At 64.8% G+C, this 16823-nt stretch carries 18 protein-coding genes; 7 read left to right on the top strand and 11 right to left on the bottom strand.

Features of this window, described 5'->3' with window-relative positions:
• The first annotated feature begins 70 nt into the window (after window positions 1–70).
• Window positions 71–1009, top strand: a complete 939-nt coding sequence (locus BLT03_RS21800) for a DMT family transporter (protein ID WP_092745876.1) — start codon at window positions 71–73, stop codon at window positions 1007–1009.
• A gap of 17 nt (window positions 1010–1026) precedes the next feature.
• On the opposite strand, the gene mrdA is transcribed toward BLT03_RS21800, so the two are convergent.
• From mrdA to BLT03_RS21820, 5 genes are all read right to left on the bottom strand, one after another.
• Window positions 1027–2967, bottom strand: coding sequence for a penicillin-binding protein 2 (gene mrdA, locus BLT03_RS21805; protein WP_092745877.1), 1941 nt, complete (start codon window positions 2965–2967; stop codon window positions 1027–1029).
• Between the two features lie 86 nt (window positions 2968–3053).
• Complete coding sequence (gene mreD / locus BLT03_RS21810) at window positions 3054–3572, bottom strand: rod shape-determining protein MreD (RefSeq protein WP_092745878.1); 519 nt, start codon at window positions 3570–3572, stop codon at window positions 3054–3056.
• 67 nt (window positions 3573–3639) lie between these two features.
• Window positions 3640–4560, bottom strand: a complete 921-nt coding sequence (gene mreC / locus BLT03_RS21815) for a rod shape-determining protein MreC (RefSeq protein WP_092745879.1) — start codon at window positions 4558–4560, stop codon at window positions 3640–3642.
• A 15-nt stretch (window positions 4561–4575) separates the two neighbouring features.
• Window positions 4576–4710 carry a hypothetical protein gene (locus BLT03_RS25050; RefSeq protein WP_281243318.1) on the bottom strand — a complete coding sequence of 45 codons (135 nt, stop codon included), beginning with the start codon at window positions 4708–4710 and terminating at the stop codon, window positions 4576–4578.
• A gap of 41 nt (window positions 4711–4751) precedes the next feature.
• A complete protein-coding gene (locus BLT03_RS21820; protein WP_092745880.1) occupies window positions 4752–5795 on the bottom strand; it encodes a rod shape-determining protein in 1044 nt (347 codons plus the stop codon).
• A 207-nt stretch (window positions 5796–6002) separates the two neighbouring features.
• On the opposite strand from BLT03_RS21820, the gene gatC reads away from it, so the two are divergent.
• Genes gatC through gatB form a run of 3 tightly spaced genes read left to right on the top strand, consistent with a single transcriptional unit; the run spans window position 6003 to window position 9272 of the window.
• Window positions 6003–6302 (top strand): Asp-tRNA(Asn)/Glu-tRNA(Gln) amidotransferase subunit GatC, encoded by a 300-nt coding sequence (gene gatC / locus BLT03_RS21825; RefSeq protein WP_092745881.1) that lies wholly within the window; start codon window positions 6003–6005, stop codon window positions 6300–6302.
• A gap of 10 nt (window positions 6303–6312) precedes the next feature.
• Window positions 6313–7815 carry an Asp-tRNA(Asn)/Glu-tRNA(Gln) amidotransferase subunit GatA gene (gene gatA, locus BLT03_RS21830; protein ID WP_092745882.1) on the top strand — a complete coding sequence of 501 codons (1503 nt, stop codon included), beginning with the start codon at window positions 6313–6315 and terminating at the stop codon, window positions 7813–7815.
• A gap of 2 nt (window positions 7816–7817) precedes the next feature.
• Window positions 7818–9272: an Asp-tRNA(Asn)/Glu-tRNA(Gln) amidotransferase subunit GatB gene (gene gatB, locus BLT03_RS21835; RefSeq protein ID WP_092745883.1), complete on the top strand. Its 1455-nt coding sequence runs from the start codon at window positions 7818–7820 to the stop codon at window positions 9270–9272.
• A 104-nt stretch (window positions 9273–9376) separates the two neighbouring features.
• Here gatB and BLT03_RS21840 read toward each other — a convergent pair whose 3' ends face one another.
• Window positions 9377–9988 carry a DUF4124 domain-containing protein gene (locus BLT03_RS21840; RefSeq protein WP_245711506.1) on the bottom strand — a complete coding sequence of 204 codons (612 nt, stop codon included), beginning with the start codon at window positions 9986–9988 and terminating at the stop codon, window positions 9377–9379.
• Window positions 9989–10053: 65 nt separating this feature from the next.
• Window positions 10054–10752, bottom strand: coding sequence for an orotate phosphoribosyltransferase (gene pyrE, locus BLT03_RS21845; RefSeq protein WP_092745885.1), 699 nt, complete (start codon window positions 10750–10752; stop codon window positions 10054–10056).
• Between pyrE and BLT03_RS21850 the strand changes: the two genes are divergently transcribed.
• The gene (locus BLT03_RS21850; RefSeq protein ID WP_092745886.1) at window positions 10751–11566 is read left to right on the top strand and encodes an exodeoxyribonuclease III; all 816 of its coding nucleotides are present in this window, start codon (window positions 10751–10753) and stop codon (window positions 11564–11566) included. The two genes, pyrE and BLT03_RS21850, sit on opposite strands and share 2 nt — an antisense overlap.
• A 93-nt stretch (window positions 11567–11659) precedes the next feature.
• The gene (locus BLT03_RS21855; RefSeq protein WP_092745887.1) at window positions 11660–12298 is read left to right on the top strand and encodes an MBL fold metallo-hydrolase; all 639 of its coding nucleotides are present in this window, start codon (window positions 11660–11662) and stop codon (window positions 12296–12298) included.
• Window positions 12299–12348: 50 nt separating this feature from the next.
• On the opposite strand, the gene BLT03_RS21860 is transcribed toward BLT03_RS21855, so the two are convergent.
• The 4 genes from BLT03_RS21860 to BLT03_RS21870 form a co-directional block, all read right to left on the bottom strand.
• Window positions 12349–12738, bottom strand: a complete 390-nt coding sequence (locus tag BLT03_RS21860; protein ID WP_175537833.1) for a hemagglutinin repeat-containing protein — start codon at window positions 12736–12738, stop codon at window positions 12349–12351.
• A 190-nt stretch (window positions 12739–12928) separates the two neighbouring features.
• A complete protein-coding gene (locus tag BLT03_RS21865) occupies window positions 12929–13333 on the bottom strand; it encodes a hypothetical protein (protein WP_139160482.1) in 405 nt (134 codons plus the stop codon).
• A gap of 136 nt (window positions 13334–13469) precedes the next feature.
• Window positions 13470–13796 carry a hypothetical protein gene (locus tag BLT03_RS24180; protein ID WP_139160483.1) on the bottom strand — a complete coding sequence of 109 codons (327 nt, stop codon included), beginning with the start codon at window positions 13794–13796 and terminating at the stop codon, window positions 13470–13472.
• A 1-nt stretch (window position 13797) separates the two neighbouring features.
• Window positions 13798–16632 carry a hemagglutinin repeat-containing protein gene (locus BLT03_RS21870; protein ID WP_245711507.1) on the bottom strand — a complete coding sequence of 945 codons (2835 nt, stop codon included), beginning with the start codon at window positions 16630–16632 and terminating at the stop codon, window positions 13798–13800.
• Window positions 16633–16639: 7 nt separating this feature from the next.
• On the opposite strand from BLT03_RS21870, the gene BLT03_RS24185 reads away from it, so the two are divergent.
• A partial coding sequence (locus tag BLT03_RS24185) for a hypothetical protein (RefSeq protein WP_139160485.1) occupies window positions 16640–16823 on the top strand: 184 nt, incomplete at its 3' end.

Here is a 16823-nt window from a genome sequence, read left to right on the forward strand (position 1 = left end):
TCACCTCCACACCGCTCTCCGTCTCTTCCTACCCCGCGCGCTTTCATCAGGCTGCGCGGGCCCCGGCACCATGAAACCTGAACGCCTGGGCCTGTTGGCCTTGCTGGCCGTGACCCTGGTCTGGGGCACGACCTTTCCTGCCATGAAGCTGCTGTCGGCGCACCTCGATGCGCTGCAGCTCATCTGGCTGCGCTTCGCCATCGCCCTCGTGGTGCTGGGCCCGCTGTGGCGCGGCATGCGCACGCCCGAACGGCGATGGGGCCTGGGGCTGGGCATCGTGCTTTTCCTGGCGTTCTGGCTGCAGATCGAGGGGCTCGCGCGCACCAGCAGCAACCGCAATGCGTTCGTCACGGGCTTGAATGTGCTGGTGGTGCCGCTGCTGGCCATGGCCGTGCTGGGGCGGCGCTACGGCTGGCGCCTGTGGGTGGCCTGCGTGCTCGCGCTGGCCGGCATGGCGCTGATGTTCCATGAGAACGAGCCCTGGAACCTGGGCGATACGCTCACCTTCGCCAGCACGCTGTTCTATGCCATCTACATCCTGGCGCTGGAAGAGTGCGCGCGCCGCACGGCCGTGCAGCCGGTGCGCGCCATCCGCATGGCGGCCGCGCAGGCCACGGCCATGCTGGCCGCCTCGAGCGTGCTGATCGCCGTGCGCCACGGCGGCCTGGACAGCACCTGGGCATCGCTCGCCACACTGCCCGCCGCGTCGTGGGTGGCCCTGCTGTACCTCGGCCTGCTGGCCAGCGTGGTGGTGGTGACGCTGCAAGCGTGGGGCCAGCAGCGCGTGGATGCGATGCGCAGCGCCATCGTGTTCGGGCTGGAGCCTGTGTTCGCAGCGGTCACGGCATGGGTGCTGATCGACGAGCGGATGGGTGCGGCCGGCATGGCCGGCGCGGCGCTGATCGTGGGCGCGCTGATCTTCAGCCAGTGGCAGCCCGCCCGGCGCGCCGCAGCTTCGGCAGGATCAAGCGAATCGAGCAAACCCAGCGGATCAACGCCTCCGGGCTGAGCAACCGCCGGGTCGGCTTACGGATCGATCATCGGCACGTCCACCGCGCGCAGCGGTGTGCCGATGGGTGCGGATGCCAGCCCCTTGCGAACGGCGGCCATGTCCTGCTCGTTCGGGTAGTCGCCCTGCAGCCAGTAGTCGAACACGCGCCGTGCGATGGGCGCGGCATGGGCGGCGCCAAAGCCCGCGTTCTCCACGATCACCGCCAGCACCAGACGCGGATTTTCGGCCGGGGCGAAGGCGGCGAACAGCGAATGGTCGCGCTGGTGTTCTTCGAGGGCCCTGGCGTTGTATTTGACGTTCTGCCCCATGCTCACCGCCTGCGCCGTGCCGGTCTTGCCGGCCGAGGTGTAGGGAGCGCCCGCGAACACTCGCGTGCCCGTGCCGCCCTTGTTCACGGCGACGAGCGCGTTGCGCACGATCTCCACGTTCCGGGGCGAAAAGCCCAGGTTCTCGCCAGGCGGCTGCTGCACTTCGGTGACCTGCCCCGTCACCGTGTCCTTGATGGCCTTGATGAGGTGCGGCCTGTAGCGCGTACCGCCGTTGGCCAGCGTGGCCTCGGCCAGCGCGAGCTGCAGCATGGTGAAGTTGTTGTAGCCCTGGCCGATGCCCAGCGATACGGTCTCGCCCGAGTACCAGCGCCGGGTTTCGGGGCGCTTGTAGGTGTTGCGCTTCCACTCCGTGCTGGGCAGCACGCCCCGCACTTCGCCGTTGATGTCGATGCCGGTGGACTGGCCAAAACCCAGCGGCTTCATGAAGTCGTGGATGGCGTCCACGCCCATGTCCACCGCCAGCGAATAGAAGTACGTGTTGCTGGAGAACTGGATGGCGCGGTGCATGTCCACGCCGCCCAGCCCGCCTTCGTGGCTGCGGAAGGTATGGCCGCCGTAGGTATAAAAACCCGGGTCGTTGTAGACCTGCGTCGGCGAGCGCTTGTTCAGTTGCAGCGCCGCCAGCGCCATGAACGGCTTGTAGGTCGAGCCCGGCGGGTAGGTGCCGCGCAGCGCGCGATTGAGCAGCGGCTTGTCGATCGATTCGTTGAGGGCCTGCCAGTTTTCGCTGTCGATGCCTTCCACGAACAGGTTGGGATCGAACGTGGGCTTGCTCACCAGCGCGACGACCTCGCCGTTGCGCGGGTCGATGGCCACGAGCGCGCCGCGCCGGTCGCCGAACATCTCCTCGATCATCTTCTGCAGCTTGATGTCGATGGAAAGCATCACCGTGTTGCCGGGCGTGGCCGGATGGCTCGCCAGGCGCCGCACCGCGTGCCCGCCGGCCGAGGTCTCCATGCGCTCCACGCCGGTCAGGCCGTGCAGTGTGCTTTCGAAACCCTGCTCCACGCCCAGCTTGCCGATGTGGTCGGTGCCGCGGTAATTGGCCGCGTCTTCCGAGTCGTCGATGCGTTCCTTCTCGCGCTGGTTGATGCGGCCGATGTAGCCGATCGCATGGCTGGCCACCTCGCCCATCGGGTAGTTGCGAAACAGCCGCGCCTTGATGTCCACGCCGGGAAAGCGGTAGCGCTGCGCCGTGAAGCGCGCCACTTCCTGGTCGGACAGGCGCGTGCGGATCGGCAGCGACTCGAAGTTGCGCGACTCGTCCATCAGGCGCTTGAAACGGCGGCGGTCGCGCGGATGGATGTCCAGCACCTTGGACAACTCGTCGATGGTGCCGTCCAGCGACTCCACCTTGGACGGCGTGATCTCCAGCGTGTAGGCCGAATAGTTGGTGGCCAGCACCACGCCGTTGCGGTCCATGATGAGGCCGCGGTTCGGAACGATCGGCACCACGGCCGTGCGGTTGCTCTCGGCCTGCTCGGCCAGATCGTCGTGGCGCACCACCTGCAGGTACACCAGGCGCGCCACGACCAGGCACAGCGCCAGAAGCACGACCAGCGCCACCACGAAGACGCGGGTGCGGAAACGCGAGGCATCGGCTTCGGTGTTGCGCAGTTCGGTCATGGCGGGGGAATCAGGTCGATCCAGTTGATCAGGTCGGGACAGCGGTCGTTCGGTCGGGCGAGCGGTAAATCGTCAAAGGATGACGCTCACAGCGGGCGGTTCTCGTCCCGGTCGGGCGGACGGCGCTGCGGCGCCAGCAGTATCCAGCTGGCGAGCGGCCACAGCAAGGCCTCCAGGCCCGGCGCCACCAGGCCCTCGAACCCGGGAAGAATGCCACCCGACACGATGCGGATCAAGAGTTCGATCGCATGCGCCGCAATGAACAGCGGAAACACCTGCAGCGCCTGCGACAGCACGCTGAACCACAGCAGGCGCCGGTGCAGGTACAAGGCGCCGTAGATCAGCGCGCAATAGGCCAGCGCGTGCTGGCCGAGCAAGGCCGTCTGGTACACGTCCATGCACAGGCCCATGGCAAACGCCACACCCATGCCCACGCGCTGCGGCTGGTGCACACCCCAGAACACCAGCAACACCATGACGAGGTCGGGCGTCCATACCACGCGCCCGAGCGGCAGCATGTTGAACGCCAGCGCCACCAACAGGCTGGCGACGATGAACAGGGGGCTGACCGGCAGCAGCAGTTGCTGCCCACGGGGCATGATCATGCGAGCCTCCTGCCGCAGAGCTGCACCGCAACCAGGGCAGTGCGCATGGAGTCAATGACGGCGCAGATCATCGGCGCGCTCCCTTGCGGACCGGGGCCACCGGTGCCGGCGCGGGGCGCTCGGGCAGGTCGGCCGTCAGCGGCTTGAGCACCATCACGTGCCGCGCGCCATTCACCTGCGCCAGCGGTGCGCAATAGATGCGCGCGAAGGCCGAGTCGGCACGCCGCTCCACCCGCACCACGCGGGCCACGGGCAACCCGGGGGGGTAAAGGCCGTCCACGCCGCTGGTGGTGAGCAGGTCGTTCTCCTGCACATCGGCATTGCCGGGCATGAAACGCAGCTCCATCCCGCCGCCGTGCGCGATCACCGGATCGCCATACGCCACGCTGCGTGCGCCCGTGCGCAGGTTCATCACGGGAATGGCCTGGTCGCGGTCGATGAGCAGGGTGACCTCGCTCAGGAAAGGATGCACGCGCGTCACCTGGCCCAGCATGCCGGACTCGTCCATCACCGGCGAGCCGAGCTCCACGCCGGCCGACTGCCCGCGGTCGATCATCACGCGGCGGGTGTAGGGGTCGGCAGCGTCGTAGATCACCTGTGCAGCCTGCGCTGCCGTGGTCAGCCGCTCGCGCAGGTCCAGCAGCTTGCGCAGCCGCGCGTTCTCCTGCAAAAGCTGCTCCGCCTGGTTGGCGCGCTGCGACATCTGCGCCATGTTGCGGCGCGCGGTGTCGGCGTCGTCCTGGGCCACCTGCAGGGACTGGAAATAGCCCACGCCCCGGCTGGCGAACTCCACCGGCTGCAGCATGGCCCACTGGAGGGGATAGAGCGCCACGGCCACGGCTTTGCGCAGCGGATCGGTCACCTGGAACCTCGCATCCGCCACCATCAAAAAAAGCGCCATGGCGCAGTAGAGGGCCAGTCGCGAACGCGGCGAGGGCCCTTGTTTGAAAAAGGACGGGGCAGACCGGTCGAGCGTACCGAGGGGCATGGACAGGCAGACCCGTTAGTCAGGCAAGGTGCCGCACCACGTCATGGAAGAAGAGCGCGAAGGCAGTGCTGCGTGCGCCCCGCGGACCAACCGCACGTGGCGCAGCGCGCCCGGCGGGGGCAAACGGTTGGCGGCCAGCAGTTCATCCATGTCTTCTCCCCGCCCCGGCTTAGCGCCAGGGGCCAGCCGTGTCACTCGCTCGTGAAGATGCTGCCCTGGCGGTCCATGCGCTCCAGCGCAATGCCGCACCCGCGCACCACGCAGGTCAGGGGGTCCTCGGCCACCAGCACCGGCAGGCCGGTTTCTTCGGCCAGCAGGCGGTCCAGGTCGCGCAGCAGGGCGCCGCCGCCGGTGAGCATCATGCCGCGCTCGGCGATGTCCGCGCCCAGTTCGGGCGGTGTCTGTTCCAGCGCGTTCTTGACGGCCGAAACGATCTGATTGAGGGGGTCGGTGAGCGCTTCCAGCACTTCGTTGCTGGAGATGGTGAAGCTGCGCGGCACGCCCTCGCTGAGGTTGCGGCCCTTGACTTCCATCTCACGCACTTCGGAGCCGGGGAAGGCCGAGCCGATGTTCTTCTTGATGGCTTCGGCCGTGGGCTCGCCGATCAGCATGCCGTAGTTGCGGCGGATGTAGCTGATGATGGCTTCGTCGAACTTGTCGCCGCCCACGCGGACGCTGCCCTTGTAGACCATGCCGCCCAGCGAGATCACGCCCACTTCGGTGGTGCCGCCGCCGATGTCCACCACCATCGAGCCGGAGGCTTCGGAAACCGGCAGGCCGGCGCCGATGCCGGCGGCCATGGGTTCCTCGATCAGGTACACCGCCGTGGCGCCCGCGGCTTCGGCCGCGTCCTTGATGGCGCGGCGTTCGACCTGGGTGGAGCCGCAGGGCACGCAGATGATGATGCGGGGGCTGGGGGTGAGCAGGGTGCGCGGGTGCACCATCTTGATGAACTGCTTGATCATCTGCTCGGTGATCACGAAGTCCGCGATCACCCCGTCTTTCATCGGGCGGATGGCTTCGATGTTGCCGGGCACCTTGCCCAGCATGGCCTTGGCTTCACGGCCGACGGCCTGGATGACTTTCTTTCCGTGGGGACCGCCCTCGTGGCGGATGGCAACGACCGAGGGTTCATCGAGCACGATGCCCTTGTCGCGGGCAAAAATCAGGGTGTTGGCTGTGCCAAGGTCAATGGCAAGGTCGGTGGAGAAGTACCGACGGAAAGCTCCGAACATTCAAAAATCCTCTCAGGCACGGCATGCACGTCGGCCTGCCATCGCCGGGTGATATTAGGGGGTGTTTATTGGATTTTTTCGCACAATGACCGGCGGTTGGGAGGGTATTGCGGCAAAGCCGGGATAATACCGCATCCCCTGTGAATAACTCCCTCCGGCATGGCCCGGAATTCAGCTTTACATCCGGTTTCCCACCCCCCTTCCCCTATGGCACTGACACCCCAGGACATCGGCCGCATCGCCAATCTGGCACGGCTCGAATTGAGTTCGGACAACAGTGAGCGCATGCTCACGCAGATCAACGGTTTCTTCGGCATCGTCGAGAAGATGCGGGCTGTGGATACTACCGGTGTCGCACCCCTTGCGCACCCGGTGGCCGCCGTCCAGGCCGTGCAGCTTCGCCTGCGCGAAGACATCGCCAGCGAACCCGATCAGCGCGAAGCCAACCAGCGCAGCGCGCCGGCCGTCGAAAACGGCCTGTTCCTCGTGCCCAAAGTGATCGAATAAGGGCGCCCCGATGACCACGACTTCCACCACCGCTTTGCACGACCTGAGCGTGGCCGCCCTGGCCACCGAACTGCGCGAACGCCGCGTCTCCGCCGTCGAAGCCGCCCGGCACTTCATGGACCGCGCCGCCGCGCACCAGAGACTGGGCGCCTATGTCGCCGTGAATGAAGAGGCCACCCTGGCCCAGGCACGCGCGCAGGATGCCGCCATCGCGGCGGGCACGGCAGGCCCGCTGGCCGGCGTGCCCATCGCCCACAAGGACATCTTCGTGACGCGCGACTTTCCCAGCACGGCCGGCTCGAAGATGCTGGCCGGCTACCAGTCGCCCTTCGACGCCACCGTGGTCACACAGCTCGCGCAGGCCGGCGCCGTCACGTTGGGCAAGCTCAACTGCGACGAGTTCGCCATGGGCTCGGCCAACGAGAACTCCGCCATCGCCCCCGTCGGCTTCGATGCCCCCGCGCCAGTGCGCAACCCCTGGGACGCCGCGCGCGTGCCCGGCGGCTCCTCGGGCGGCAGCGCCGTGGCGGTCGCCGCGCGCCTGGCGCCCGCCGCCACCGGCACCGATACCGGCGGCTCCATCCGCCAGCCGGCCTCGTTCTGCGGCATCACGGGCATCAAGCCCACCTATGGCCGCGCCTCGCGCTACGGGATGATCGCCTTCGCCTCCAGCCTGGACCAGGCCGGCCCCATGGCCCGCTCCGCAGAGGACTGCGCGCTGCTGCTGTCGGCCATCTGCGGACCGGACCTGGACCGCGACTCCACCTCGCTCGACATGCCCGCGCAGGATTTCAGCCGCCAGCTGAACGACAGCATCGACGGCCTGCGCATCGGCATTCCTGCCGAATTCTTCGGCGAGGGCCTGGCGCCTGGCGTGCGTGCCGCGGTGGATGCCGCACTCAAGGAATACGAAAAGCTCGGTGCGACACTGGTGCCCATCAACCTGCCGCGCACCGAGCTGTCGATCCCCGTGTACTACGTGATCGCGCCGGCCGAGGCCTCGTCCAACCTGTCGCGGTTCGACGGCGTGAAGTTCGGCCACCGCGCCAGCGACTACACCGACCTGGTGGACATGTACAAGAAGACGCGCGCCGAAGGCTTCGGCGACGAGGTCAAGCGCCGCATCATGATCGGCACCTATGTGCTGTCGCACGGCTACTACGACGCCTATTACCTGCAGGCTCAGAAGATCCGCCGCATGATCGCCGACGACTTCCAGAACGCCTTCAAGACCTGCGACGTGATCGCCGGCCCCGTGGCGCCCACCGTGGCCTGGAAGCTTGGCGAGCACGGCAACGACCCGCTGGCCGACTACCTGGCCGACATCTTCACGCTGCCCGCATCGCTGGCCGGCCTGCCCGGCATGAGCGTGCCCGCCGGCTTCGGCGAAGACGGCATGCCCGTGGGCCTGCAACTGATCGGCAACTACTTCCAGGAAGCCCGGTTGCTGAACGCGGCCCACCGCCTGCAGCAAGCCACCGATTTCCACCTCCGCACGCCGGGAGGACTCTGAACATGACCGCCAAATTGATCCACGGCTACGAGGTCGTCATCGGCTTCGAAACCCACACCCAGCTTGCCACCCAGAGCAAGATCTTCAGCCGCGCGCCCACCGCCTTCGGCGCCGAGCCCAACACGCAGGCCTGCGCGGTGGACCTCGCCCTGCCCGGCACGCTGCCCGTGATGAATCGCGAAGCGGTGGCCTGCGCTATTAAATTAGGACTGGCCCTCGGCTCCACCATTGCGCCAGAGAGCGTTTTTGCCCGAAAGAACTACTTTTATCCGGACCTGCCCAAGGGCTACCAGATCAGCCAGTTCGAGATTCCCGTGGTGCAGGGCGGCGAGGTGTCGTTCTTTCTCGGCGACGAGAAGAAGACCGTCAAACTCGTGCGCGCCCACCTGGAGGAAGACGCTGGCAAATCGCTGCATGAAGACTTCATCGGCCAGAGCGGCATCGACCTGAACCGCGCCGGCACGCCGCTCCTGGAGATCGTGACCGAGCCCGACATGCGCTCGTCCGAAGAAGCGGTCGCCTATGCCAAGGAACTGCACAAGATCGTGACCTGGATCGGCATCTGCGACGGCAACATGCAGGAGGGCTCGTTCCGCTGCGACGCCAACGTCTCCGTGCGCAAGCCGGGCCAGCCCCTGGGCACGCGCCGCGAGATCAAGAACCTGAACAGCTTCAAGTTCATGCAGCAGGCAATCGACTACGAAATCCGCTGGCAGATCGAGCAGATCGAAGACGGCCACGCGATCCAGCAGGCCACGGTGCTGTTCGACCCCGGCACGGGCGAAACGCGCGCCATGCGCACCAAGGAAGACGCCGCCGACTACCGCTATTTTCCCGACCCGGATCTGCCGCCGCTGCACATTGCGCAGCAGTGGGTGGACGAGCAGCGCGCGCTGATGCCCGAGCTGCCCCGCAGCATGGCGGCCCGGTTCGTGGCCGACTACGGTCTGCCCGAGTACGACGCGAACACGCTCACCCAGTCGAAGGCGATGGCGGCGTATTTCGAGACGGCTGCGAAGGCCAGCCAGCAGCCCAAATTGGTCAGTAACTGGATCATGGGCGAGGTGTCGCGGCGGGTGAACGCCGGCGAAACCGATATTGCATCCGCCCCCGTGAGCGCCGCACAGCTGGCCCAGCTGGTCACTCGCATCGCCGACGGCACGGTGTCCAACAATGCCGCCCGGCAGGTGTTCGAGGCACTGTGGAGCGAGGGCGGGAGCGATGTGGACGCCATCATCGAGGCCAAGGGCCTCAAGCAGATGAACGACAGCGGCGCACTGGAGAAGATCATCGACGACGTGATCGCCGCCAACCCCGACAACGTGGCCCAGTTCCGCGCCGGCAAGGACAAGGCGTTCAACGCCCTCGTTGGCCAGGCCATGAAGGCCAGCAAGGGCAAGGCCAATCCGCAGCAGGTGAACGATCTGCTGCGGGCCCGGCTGGCCGCAGCGTCCTGACTGACTCCATTCGCCCGCCGGCAAGGCCGGCAGCGCCGCCCCTTTCGGTGTGATCTGAGATCAGCGATCCGCCGGGGCCGGCGTGGCGAGTGCGGTGAAAACGGTTACTGCAGGGGCACGGCGGACCGCTGGCCGGTCCACAGCACCTTGAGCTGCGCCAGTTCGGCATCGAACCGCTGGTGCACGCGGCGCTTTTCCTGTTCTTGCCCGGCGATGAAGCGCTGCTGCTCGGCCAGCGCTTCTTCCTGCTCGGCGATCTGGCGGCGCAGCAGCACGGGCGCCTTGCTCGGATCGCGGCGGTAGAACTCCATTTCGGTATCGAGCGTCTTGCGCTGGCGCTGCAGGTCGGCCACGCGCTTTTCGGCGACGGCGGTCACTTCGTTGACCTGCTGGATGGCCGCAGCGCGCTCGGCATCGTGCGAGGCCTGATCGGGGTAGCGGGCCACCAGCACGCGCTCGCGGCGGCGTTCGTCGGCGGCCCGGGCGCGCTCTTCGGCTTCCTTGCGGCGCTGGGCTTCCAGCACCGCGCGTTCCTGGTCGGTGAGCGTCGGGCCCAGGCGCTGGCGCTCGGTGCCCGAGGGGCCCAGTACGCGTTGCTCGCGGTCCACGCATTCGGCGATGGGACGGTCTGCCGTCAGGCGCCGGCCCTGCGCGTTCACGCAGGTGTAGATACCGCCGGCGGACGAATAACCGCTCGGCTGCGCCCAGGCCTGCATGCCCGCCGGCCCCCAAAGGACCGCCGCCAACCCGCTGATGCACCAGGCCAACTTGCTCAAACGAACTACCCCCCTTGCACTCCGTAGCGCTGGCGGTACGCCAGAACATGTTCATGGTGGGTGTGCACTCCTGGCTCCCCACTCTCGGCCAGATACTGCAATAAATCTGCCAGCTTGGCGATGGTGCATACCTGCATGCCCAGATGGTCGCGCACGTACTGCACGGCGCTGTGCTCCACGTCCTGGCCGTTCTCGGTCGCCTTCTCCTGGCGGTCCAGGGCAATGGCCATGGCATGCGGCTGGGCACCCGCGGCGCGGATCAGCGCGATCGACTCGCGCGCCGCCGTGCCGGCGGACATCACGTCGTCCACGATCAGCACGCGGCCGCGCAGCGGGGCGCCCACCAGCGTGCCGCCCTCGCCGTGATCCTTGGCTTCCTTGCGGTTGTAGGCAAAGGGCACATTGCGCCCATGCCGCGCCAGCTCGACGGCCACTGTGGCCGCCAGCGGAATGCCCTTGTAGGCCGGCCCGAACACCATGTCGAACTCGACGCCGCTCGCCAGCAGGGCTTTTGCATAGAATTCGGCCAGCCTGCCCATCTTGGCGCCGTCGTCGAACAACCCGGCGTTGAAGAAATACGGGCTCAAGCGGCCTGCCTTGGTCTTGAATTTGCCGAAGCGCAGCACACCCGCTTCCACGGCGAATTTCACGAAATCCTGCGCCAGGCGGTCCTGTTCCACCGATTGCGCCTTGTCTGTCACCATGGATTCACCCCTTTTCAAATTAACGAGCCTCAACCTCAACGGCATCCGCTCCGCCGCATCCAAGGGGGTGGAGGCATGGATCGCCGCAACGCGGCCGGATTGTATTTGCGTGCAGGAGATCAAGGCGCAATCGGCCGACATGCTGGGGCGTTTCGAGCACCTGGCGGGTTTGAAAGGGCACTTTCACTTCGCAGCCAAGAAAGGCTATTCGGGCGTCGGCATCTACTCACGCCACGAACCCAGCGACGTCATCGTGGGCTATGGCTCCACCGAATTCGACGCCGAAGGCCGCTACGTCGAGGCCCGCTTCGACACCCCGGCCCGCAAGCTGTCGATCATCAGCGCCTACTTTCCAAGCGGCTCGTCGGGCGAAGAACGCCAGCTCGCCAAGTTCCGCTTCCTCGCCGAGTTCCATCCGCATCTCATGCGCACCAAGGGCGAGCGCGAGTTCATCCTCTGCGGCGACATCAACATCGCCCATCAGGCCATCGACTTGAAGAATTGGCGAAGCAATCAGAAAAACAGCGGCTTCCTCCCCGAGGAGCGCGACTGGATGACAAAGTTGTTGCACATAACTGATGAAGGCGGCGGCCTGATAGACGTTTACCGTCAGTTACAACCTGACGCCACGGACACCGCCTACACCTGGTGGAGCAACCGGGGCCAAGCCTACGCCAACAACGTGGGATGGCGGCTGGACTACCACTTGGCCACCCCCGCCATCGCGGCCCTGGCGCGCACCGAGCACATCTATAAAACCGAGAAGTTTTCGGACCATGCGCCGATCACGGTCGGGTATGACATGGTGCTGTAGGCACCTGAGCGTCACAGTCCATGGCGCAATGGCGTTTCGGATTGCTCTCCACATTGACCAACATCTCTACGCCCCTATTTGGCGGCTCACACCATGCTTCGATACCACACCCATCCAGTGACCGCGTTTCAGCAAAACTGCTCCCTCGTGTGGTGCGACGCCACTGGACAGGCAACGTTGATAGACCCGGGCGGCGATTTGGACCAGCTGCTGGCTGCCGTGAAGCAGCGTGGTCTGAAGCTCGAGCAGATCTGGCTCACCCATGCGCACATCGACCACGCAGGCGGGGCTGGCGAATTGGCCCGCACGCATTCACTGCCCATCGTCGGGCCGCATCCCGGCGATCAGTTCTGGATCGATGGACTGCCGCAGCAGAGCGCCATGTTCGGCTTTCCGCCTGCAGAAGCCTTCACGCCCACGCGATGGCTGCAGGACGGCGACACGGTGCAGATCGGGCAGGAAACGCTGGCCGTGCGCCATTGCCCAGGCCACACGCCGGGCCATGTGGTGTTCCATGCGCCGCAGATCGAGCGCGCATTCGTTGGCGACGTGTTGTTCGCCGGCAGCATCGGCCGCACGGATTTTCCGCAGGGCAACCACCAGCAGCTGATCGACAGCATCGTTCAGCGCTTGTGGCCCATGGGAGACGAGACTATTTTCATACCAGGGCACGGCCCGGAAAGCAGTTTTGGGCGCGAGAGGCAAGGCAACCCGTATGTGGGCGGGACGTGATTGGCCGTAGCAAAAGGGCCGTCAAACCCGCTGCGTGAGCGGCCGCTCGATCAACTTTCGCCCGCGCTTTGCACGCTGGCGGTGCCGCCTGCACGTATGTGGGTGTTGGTGTAGCTCACGCTCTCGCCGCTGCCCTGGCCCCGCGCCCGGTTGGCGCTGGCGTTCACGCTCACGCCCCCCGGGCCAATGCTCACACCGATGCTGCCCGAGCTGCTGCTGCGGCTGTTTTGTTCGGTAAACCGGTTCTCGGCCGCTTCCAGAACGATGTTGCCCTTTTGTGCGATCAGGCCGACGTTCTTGCCCGCTTCGATGTCGCTGCCCCGCACGCGCAGGTCTCCATCGGTGGCGGTGATGTGCACGTTGCCGTCGGCCCGCACTGCAGAGCCCGCGCCGCTGTCCACCTGGTAGGCGCTGGTGCTGCGGCTTTGGCTGCTGCCCATAACGACCGCCGCCTCATCTGCTATTGAATCTATAGCAATATGCCCTAGTGCTAATTGCGGTGGAGGGCTTTTTGACTCATACCCCTGGGCAAGCGGCAGCGCCCCCATCAGCAGCACTGCCGCCCAAGCGCGCCGAAGGCCATTCATTGCAGAGGCACGATTGGCCACTGGTCGGGGGGGTGGACTGTGCCTACAGCCCTGGCGGCCGAGGGCAGCTCAAACTTTGAACGGGTACATCCTTGGGCGATTCAGGCACGGCAACGTCCGTCACGCGCATCGTGCAGGCCGCAGGGCCGGACCAGACGAAGTCCACTCGGTAAATGCCCGAGGGCTGGGCGACGAATTGCCGAGCGACCGGGCCGCACAAGCCTTTGCTGTACTTGTCCGACCAGTAGGAAAAGCCCTTGACCTGCACCGGCTTGCCCGCTGGCACGCGCGCCTGCCTCTCGGTGGGCACGCCGTTGAGCGCGTTGCTCAATGAAGCGACCCAGGGCAGCAGGGAGCTTTTGCCGTCATCCCGGACGGAGCCCACGTATTCGAAGCCCTCACAGGGTGCTTCGCTGCTGCTCAGCGAATAGCCGACAGCCATTGGCATGTTTTTGGAACGGAGGTGGACGGTGGCATCGCCGGGCTGTTGGGCGTAGAGGCGTCGGGGTTCGGTGCTGCAGGCAACCAAAGCCATACTGACTAGTACAACAAATAATAATTTCATTATTTTTGGCAATAATTTCTTAACGCATCACTCCGCCATCCGAAGTAATAACAATATTCTCTTTGCCAAATGCAGACTTCACTATTTTTAAAACCGTGGGGACCATGTGTGCAGAATCTTTATTACTAAGATGTATCATAAATCCACATGCCGCTTTAATACCATGCTCAAGAGCGATCTCCAAAGAGACAAGATCATAATAATCCACCGCATTTCTCAAATCATCTACGCGATAAATAACAAAATTCCCCGCGAATACCTCATCATTGCCACTCACAATAGAGTCAATGATTTGCTGAGCATCTGCAGGAGCCAAAGACGAATAACAAAACAGATCAATTGCCATATTATCTTTTAGTGAAATCAATAGTTATAATACTTCCTGATTTTTCGATGATTAAAACCTTCTTAAGACCAGGAATTGGATAGCTAATAAGTTGCTGCTGCAATATATCGGCAGTAATTTTCGTATCTGCCAAATTAATCACAACGTTATCTGTCTGACCTTTTTTTACTTTGCCGCCAATTTCAGATGATGCATTTCTTACATTACCCGTACTCGGCGCATAATTATCGAATATCTCCCCATTAATTTTGTAATCGGGGTTTTTGTTGCCTTCTATATTAGGATTTTGCTCCACCTTAAATCCATTGTTAGCCAAAATCTCCGCACTCTGATTTTCTCGAATCAAAGAGCGAACTTCAGTGTCGTTGGCTGCAGGTCGTATTCGAGTCGGCCTTCCCGTCAACTCTCCACCATTTGTATTTGGAGGAACAAGCTCATTGGGTGCCGGTGTTCCCACATCTGTTGGCTTGCCAGGGGGCGGCGATGTTTCCCCTCCTCCAGCAGGACGAGGCGAATTCCCCCCTTCAGAACTGCCGGTGTCTCCAGTGGTCTCTGAGGCACGAGGTGGCTTGGAGCCATTAGGCTTGCGATCCCTCCCCAGCAGCGCGACACCACTCATCAACACATCGGCAATTTCATTACCACTGCTGGACGCCTGAAGCTGCTTGTACCCGCGCCAATAATTTTCATCGTTGGTCTTGCTGTACAGACTGAGCAGGTTGTCCTGACCCAGCCCAGCCAATTGCCGGATGTTGTTGTCCGCTCCGCTGATCTGATTGCTCAGTTCGGCCCTTCTTCCAGGGTCGCTGGTGGCGCCCAACTCCTGCTGCAGTTGATTCTTATAGTCGTAAAGCCCCACCATGACCGTGGCCAGGTCCTGCTGAATCTGCAGCCCTTGGTCTACCGTTGTGGTGGCCATGCCGTCGCGGATGACCTCGTTGCGCTGCGCCGAGAGGGTGTCCAGTTCTCTCACGCGGCTGCAAGCCCCCGCATCCCCGTTATGACAGGCGCTCTGCTTGTTGGCCCGCTCGCTCAGTTCCTGGTGGTTCAGGAAGTTGTTGAGCGTCGCGTTGGTCGAGGCGGCTGCGCCGGCCCTGCCGCCCACCGCTGCACCCACGGCCGTACCAGCGACGCCCACGAGGACTTGGCGCACGCCGTCATCCACGCCCAGTTCCCGAAGCGTGCTGTCCAGGTGCGCCACGGCGACCTGACTCATGCCCGCTCCCACGGCGCCTGCCAGGCCTCCTCCTGCCGCGCCGACCAGTGCGTGCATGGCGACACGGCCTGCCCCGCCTTCCTTCCAGTTGTCGATCTCTGCCTGGTCGCCACTGTTCATGGCCTCTTGCAGCTTGCGGTCGGCATAGTCGCCCACAGCCTTGCTGGCGCGCGCGCCGAACTCCGCCGTGATGGTGATCTGCGCGTTGACTTCGTCGCGCACGCGGCCCTTGTCGAAGATGGGCTTGATGCCAGTTTCCGCGTCGCCCGTGCGCGCTTCGGTGTTGCCGCTCACGCCCGAGATGCCCGAGCGGGTGGTGCTGCCCGCACTGCCCTTATCGCTGCCCACCCCCGCGCTGCCGCCGGGCTTGCCCTTGTCGTTGGCTGCCGCGTTGCGGTCTTCGGGCGTTTGGGCGCTGCCCTGGTCGCCCATCTGGAAGCCCACGCTGCCGCTCACGTTGTACCCACTGGCGCTGTAGGCGGCGTGGTTTTCGATATCGCTCTGGGTCAGCGTGCCGCCGGTGGTGAACGTGTTCTTGCCCCCGTCGATGGCCGCTTGCGTGCTGGTGATGGCCCCGCCCTTCAAGTCGGTGTTGCCCTTCACGTTGACGTCAAAGCCGCCATTGCCCGCACGGATGCCGCTTTGCTCGACGACGCTTTGGTAGTCGCTGTCGATGCGGGTGCGGCCCACGCTGCCGCCGACGCTGGAGGCGCCATAGCACAGCGGGGGCAGGCAGACGCTGACGCTCAGGCCACCGCTGCGGCTGGCTTCGTTGTAGCGGCTGACGTCTTGCAGGCTTTCGATGGTGAGGTTGCCGCCCACGTCGGCCCGCACGGCGTCGGCCACGATGGTGGCTCCGCGCAGCGTGGTGTCGCCCCCGCTTTGCACGCTGGCGGTGCCGTTTGCGCGGATGTGGGTGTTGGTGTAGCTGACACTCTCGCCGCTGCCCTGGCCCCGGCTTTGGCTGACGCCGGCATTGAAGCTGACACCGCTTTGTGCACCGACGTTGATGCCGATGCCCACGCTGGCGGAACTACTGGAGTTGCTGTTTTGTTCGGCAAAGCGGTTTTGCGAGGCCTCCAGAATGATGTTGCCTTTGTCGGCCACCAGCGCCACGTCCTTGCCGGCTTCAATATCGCTTCCCCGCACACGCAGGTCGCCTTGCGTGGCGGTGATGCGCACGTTGCCGTCGGCTTTGATCTGGGAGCCCGCAGCGCTGTCCACCTGGTAGGCGTTGGTGCTGCGGCTCTGGCTGCTGCCCAGGCTGATGTTGAAGCCGACGCTGCCGGCCTTGCCAGGGTCTTTGATGAGTTCGCCAACTTGGCCGTAGGTTTCACTGGCGGCCATGCCGGCAGCGGCCAGGCCCAGGGCCTGCATGCGGGTATCGCTGGTCTTGCCCATGGCGCCCGCGATGCGGGTGACGGTCTGCGCGCCCTGTACGGCGCTCACCACGGGATTGCTGATGGTCACCGTGAGGCCGCTTTGCTGGGCACGCGTCTCGAATTTGTCGCGCTCCAGCTCCCGCGCTTCGTGGATGTCCACCGTTTTGCCAACGATGCTCACGTCACCCTTGGCCAGCACCGCCGAGCCTTCCTGCTCGTAGCGGTTGCCCGCCACCATCGCCACGTTGCCTCCTTGGGACTGCACGCTGGACGCCGCCGCCCGCTGGCTTTCGTTGCTGTGGTCGGTGGTGGTGCTTTGCTTGCCCAGCGTGATGCCGAAGCCGCCGCCGCTGAACAGGCCCGACTTCTTGGTCTCGGTGTGCGTGGTGGCCGCCGCGCTGTCGGTGCCGGCTCGGATGGAGATGTCCC

The organism is Paracidovorax valerianellae, assembly GCF_900102625.1.
GTDB classification, from domain to species: Bacteria; Pseudomonadota; Gammaproteobacteria; order Burkholderiales; family Burkholderiaceae_C; genus Paracidovorax; species Paracidovorax valerianellae.

Coding starts and splice junctions, on each gene's coding strand:
- BLT03_RS21860 (WP_175537833.1), bottom strand. CDS start 12,738: ATGGGCAGCAGCCAAAGCCGCAGCACCAGCGCCTACCAGGTGGACAGC.
- BLT03_RS21865 (WP_139160482.1), bottom strand. CDS start 13,333: ATGCCAATGGCTGTCGGCTATTCGCTGAGCAGCAGCGAAGCACCCTGT.
- gatC (WP_092745881.1), top strand. CDS start 6,003: ATGGCACTGACACCCCAGGACATCGGCCGCATCGCCAATCTGGCACGG.
- mrdA (WP_092745877.1), bottom strand. CDS start 2,967: ATGACCGAACTGCGCAACACCGAAGCCGATGCCTCGCGTTTCCGCACC.
- BLT03_RS21850 (WP_092745886.1), top strand. CDS start 10,751: ATGGATTCACCCCTTTTCAAATTAACGAGCCTCAACCTCAACGGCATC.
- BLT03_RS25050 (WP_281243318.1), bottom strand. CDS start 4,710: ATGGATGAACTGCTGGCCGCCAACCGTTTGCCCCCGCCGGGCGCGCTG.
- BLT03_RS24180 (WP_139160483.1), bottom strand. CDS start 13,796: ATGGCAATTGATCTGTTTTGTTATTCGTCTTTGGCTCCTGCAGATGCT.
- mreD (WP_092745878.1), bottom strand. CDS start 3,572: ATGATCATGCCCCGTGGGCAGCAACTGCTGCTGCCGGTCAGCCCCCTG.
- gatB (WP_092745883.1), top strand. CDS start 7,818: ATGACCGCCAAATTGATCCACGGCTACGAGGTCGTCATCGGCTTCGAA.
- BLT03_RS21870 (WP_245711507.1), bottom strand. CDS start 16,632: ATGGTGGCGGGCAACCGCTACGAGCAGGAAGGCTCGGCGGTGCTGGCC.
- gatA (WP_092745882.1), top strand. CDS start 6,313: ATGACCACGACTTCCACCACCGCTTTGCACGACCTGAGCGTGGCCGCC.
- mreC (WP_092745879.1), bottom strand. CDS start 4,560: ATGCCCCTCGGTACGCTCGACCGGTCTGCCCCGTCCTTTTTCAAACAA.
- pyrE (WP_092745885.1), bottom strand. CDS start 10,752: ATGGTGACAGACAAGGCGCAATCGGTGGAACAGGACCGCCTGGCGCAG.
- BLT03_RS21840 (WP_245711506.1), bottom strand. CDS start 9,988: ATGCAGGCCTGGGCGCAGCCGAGCGGTTATTCGTCCGCCGGCGGTATC.
- BLT03_RS21800 (WP_092745876.1), top strand. CDS start 71: ATGAAACCTGAACGCCTGGGCCTGTTGGCCTTGCTGGCCGTGACCCTG.
- BLT03_RS21855 (WP_092745887.1), top strand. CDS start 11,660: ATGCTTCGATACCACACCCATCCAGTGACCGCGTTTCAGCAAAACTGC.
- BLT03_RS21820 (WP_092745880.1), bottom strand. CDS start 5,795: ATGTTCGGAGCTTTCCGTCGGTACTTCTCCACCGACCTTGCCATTGAC.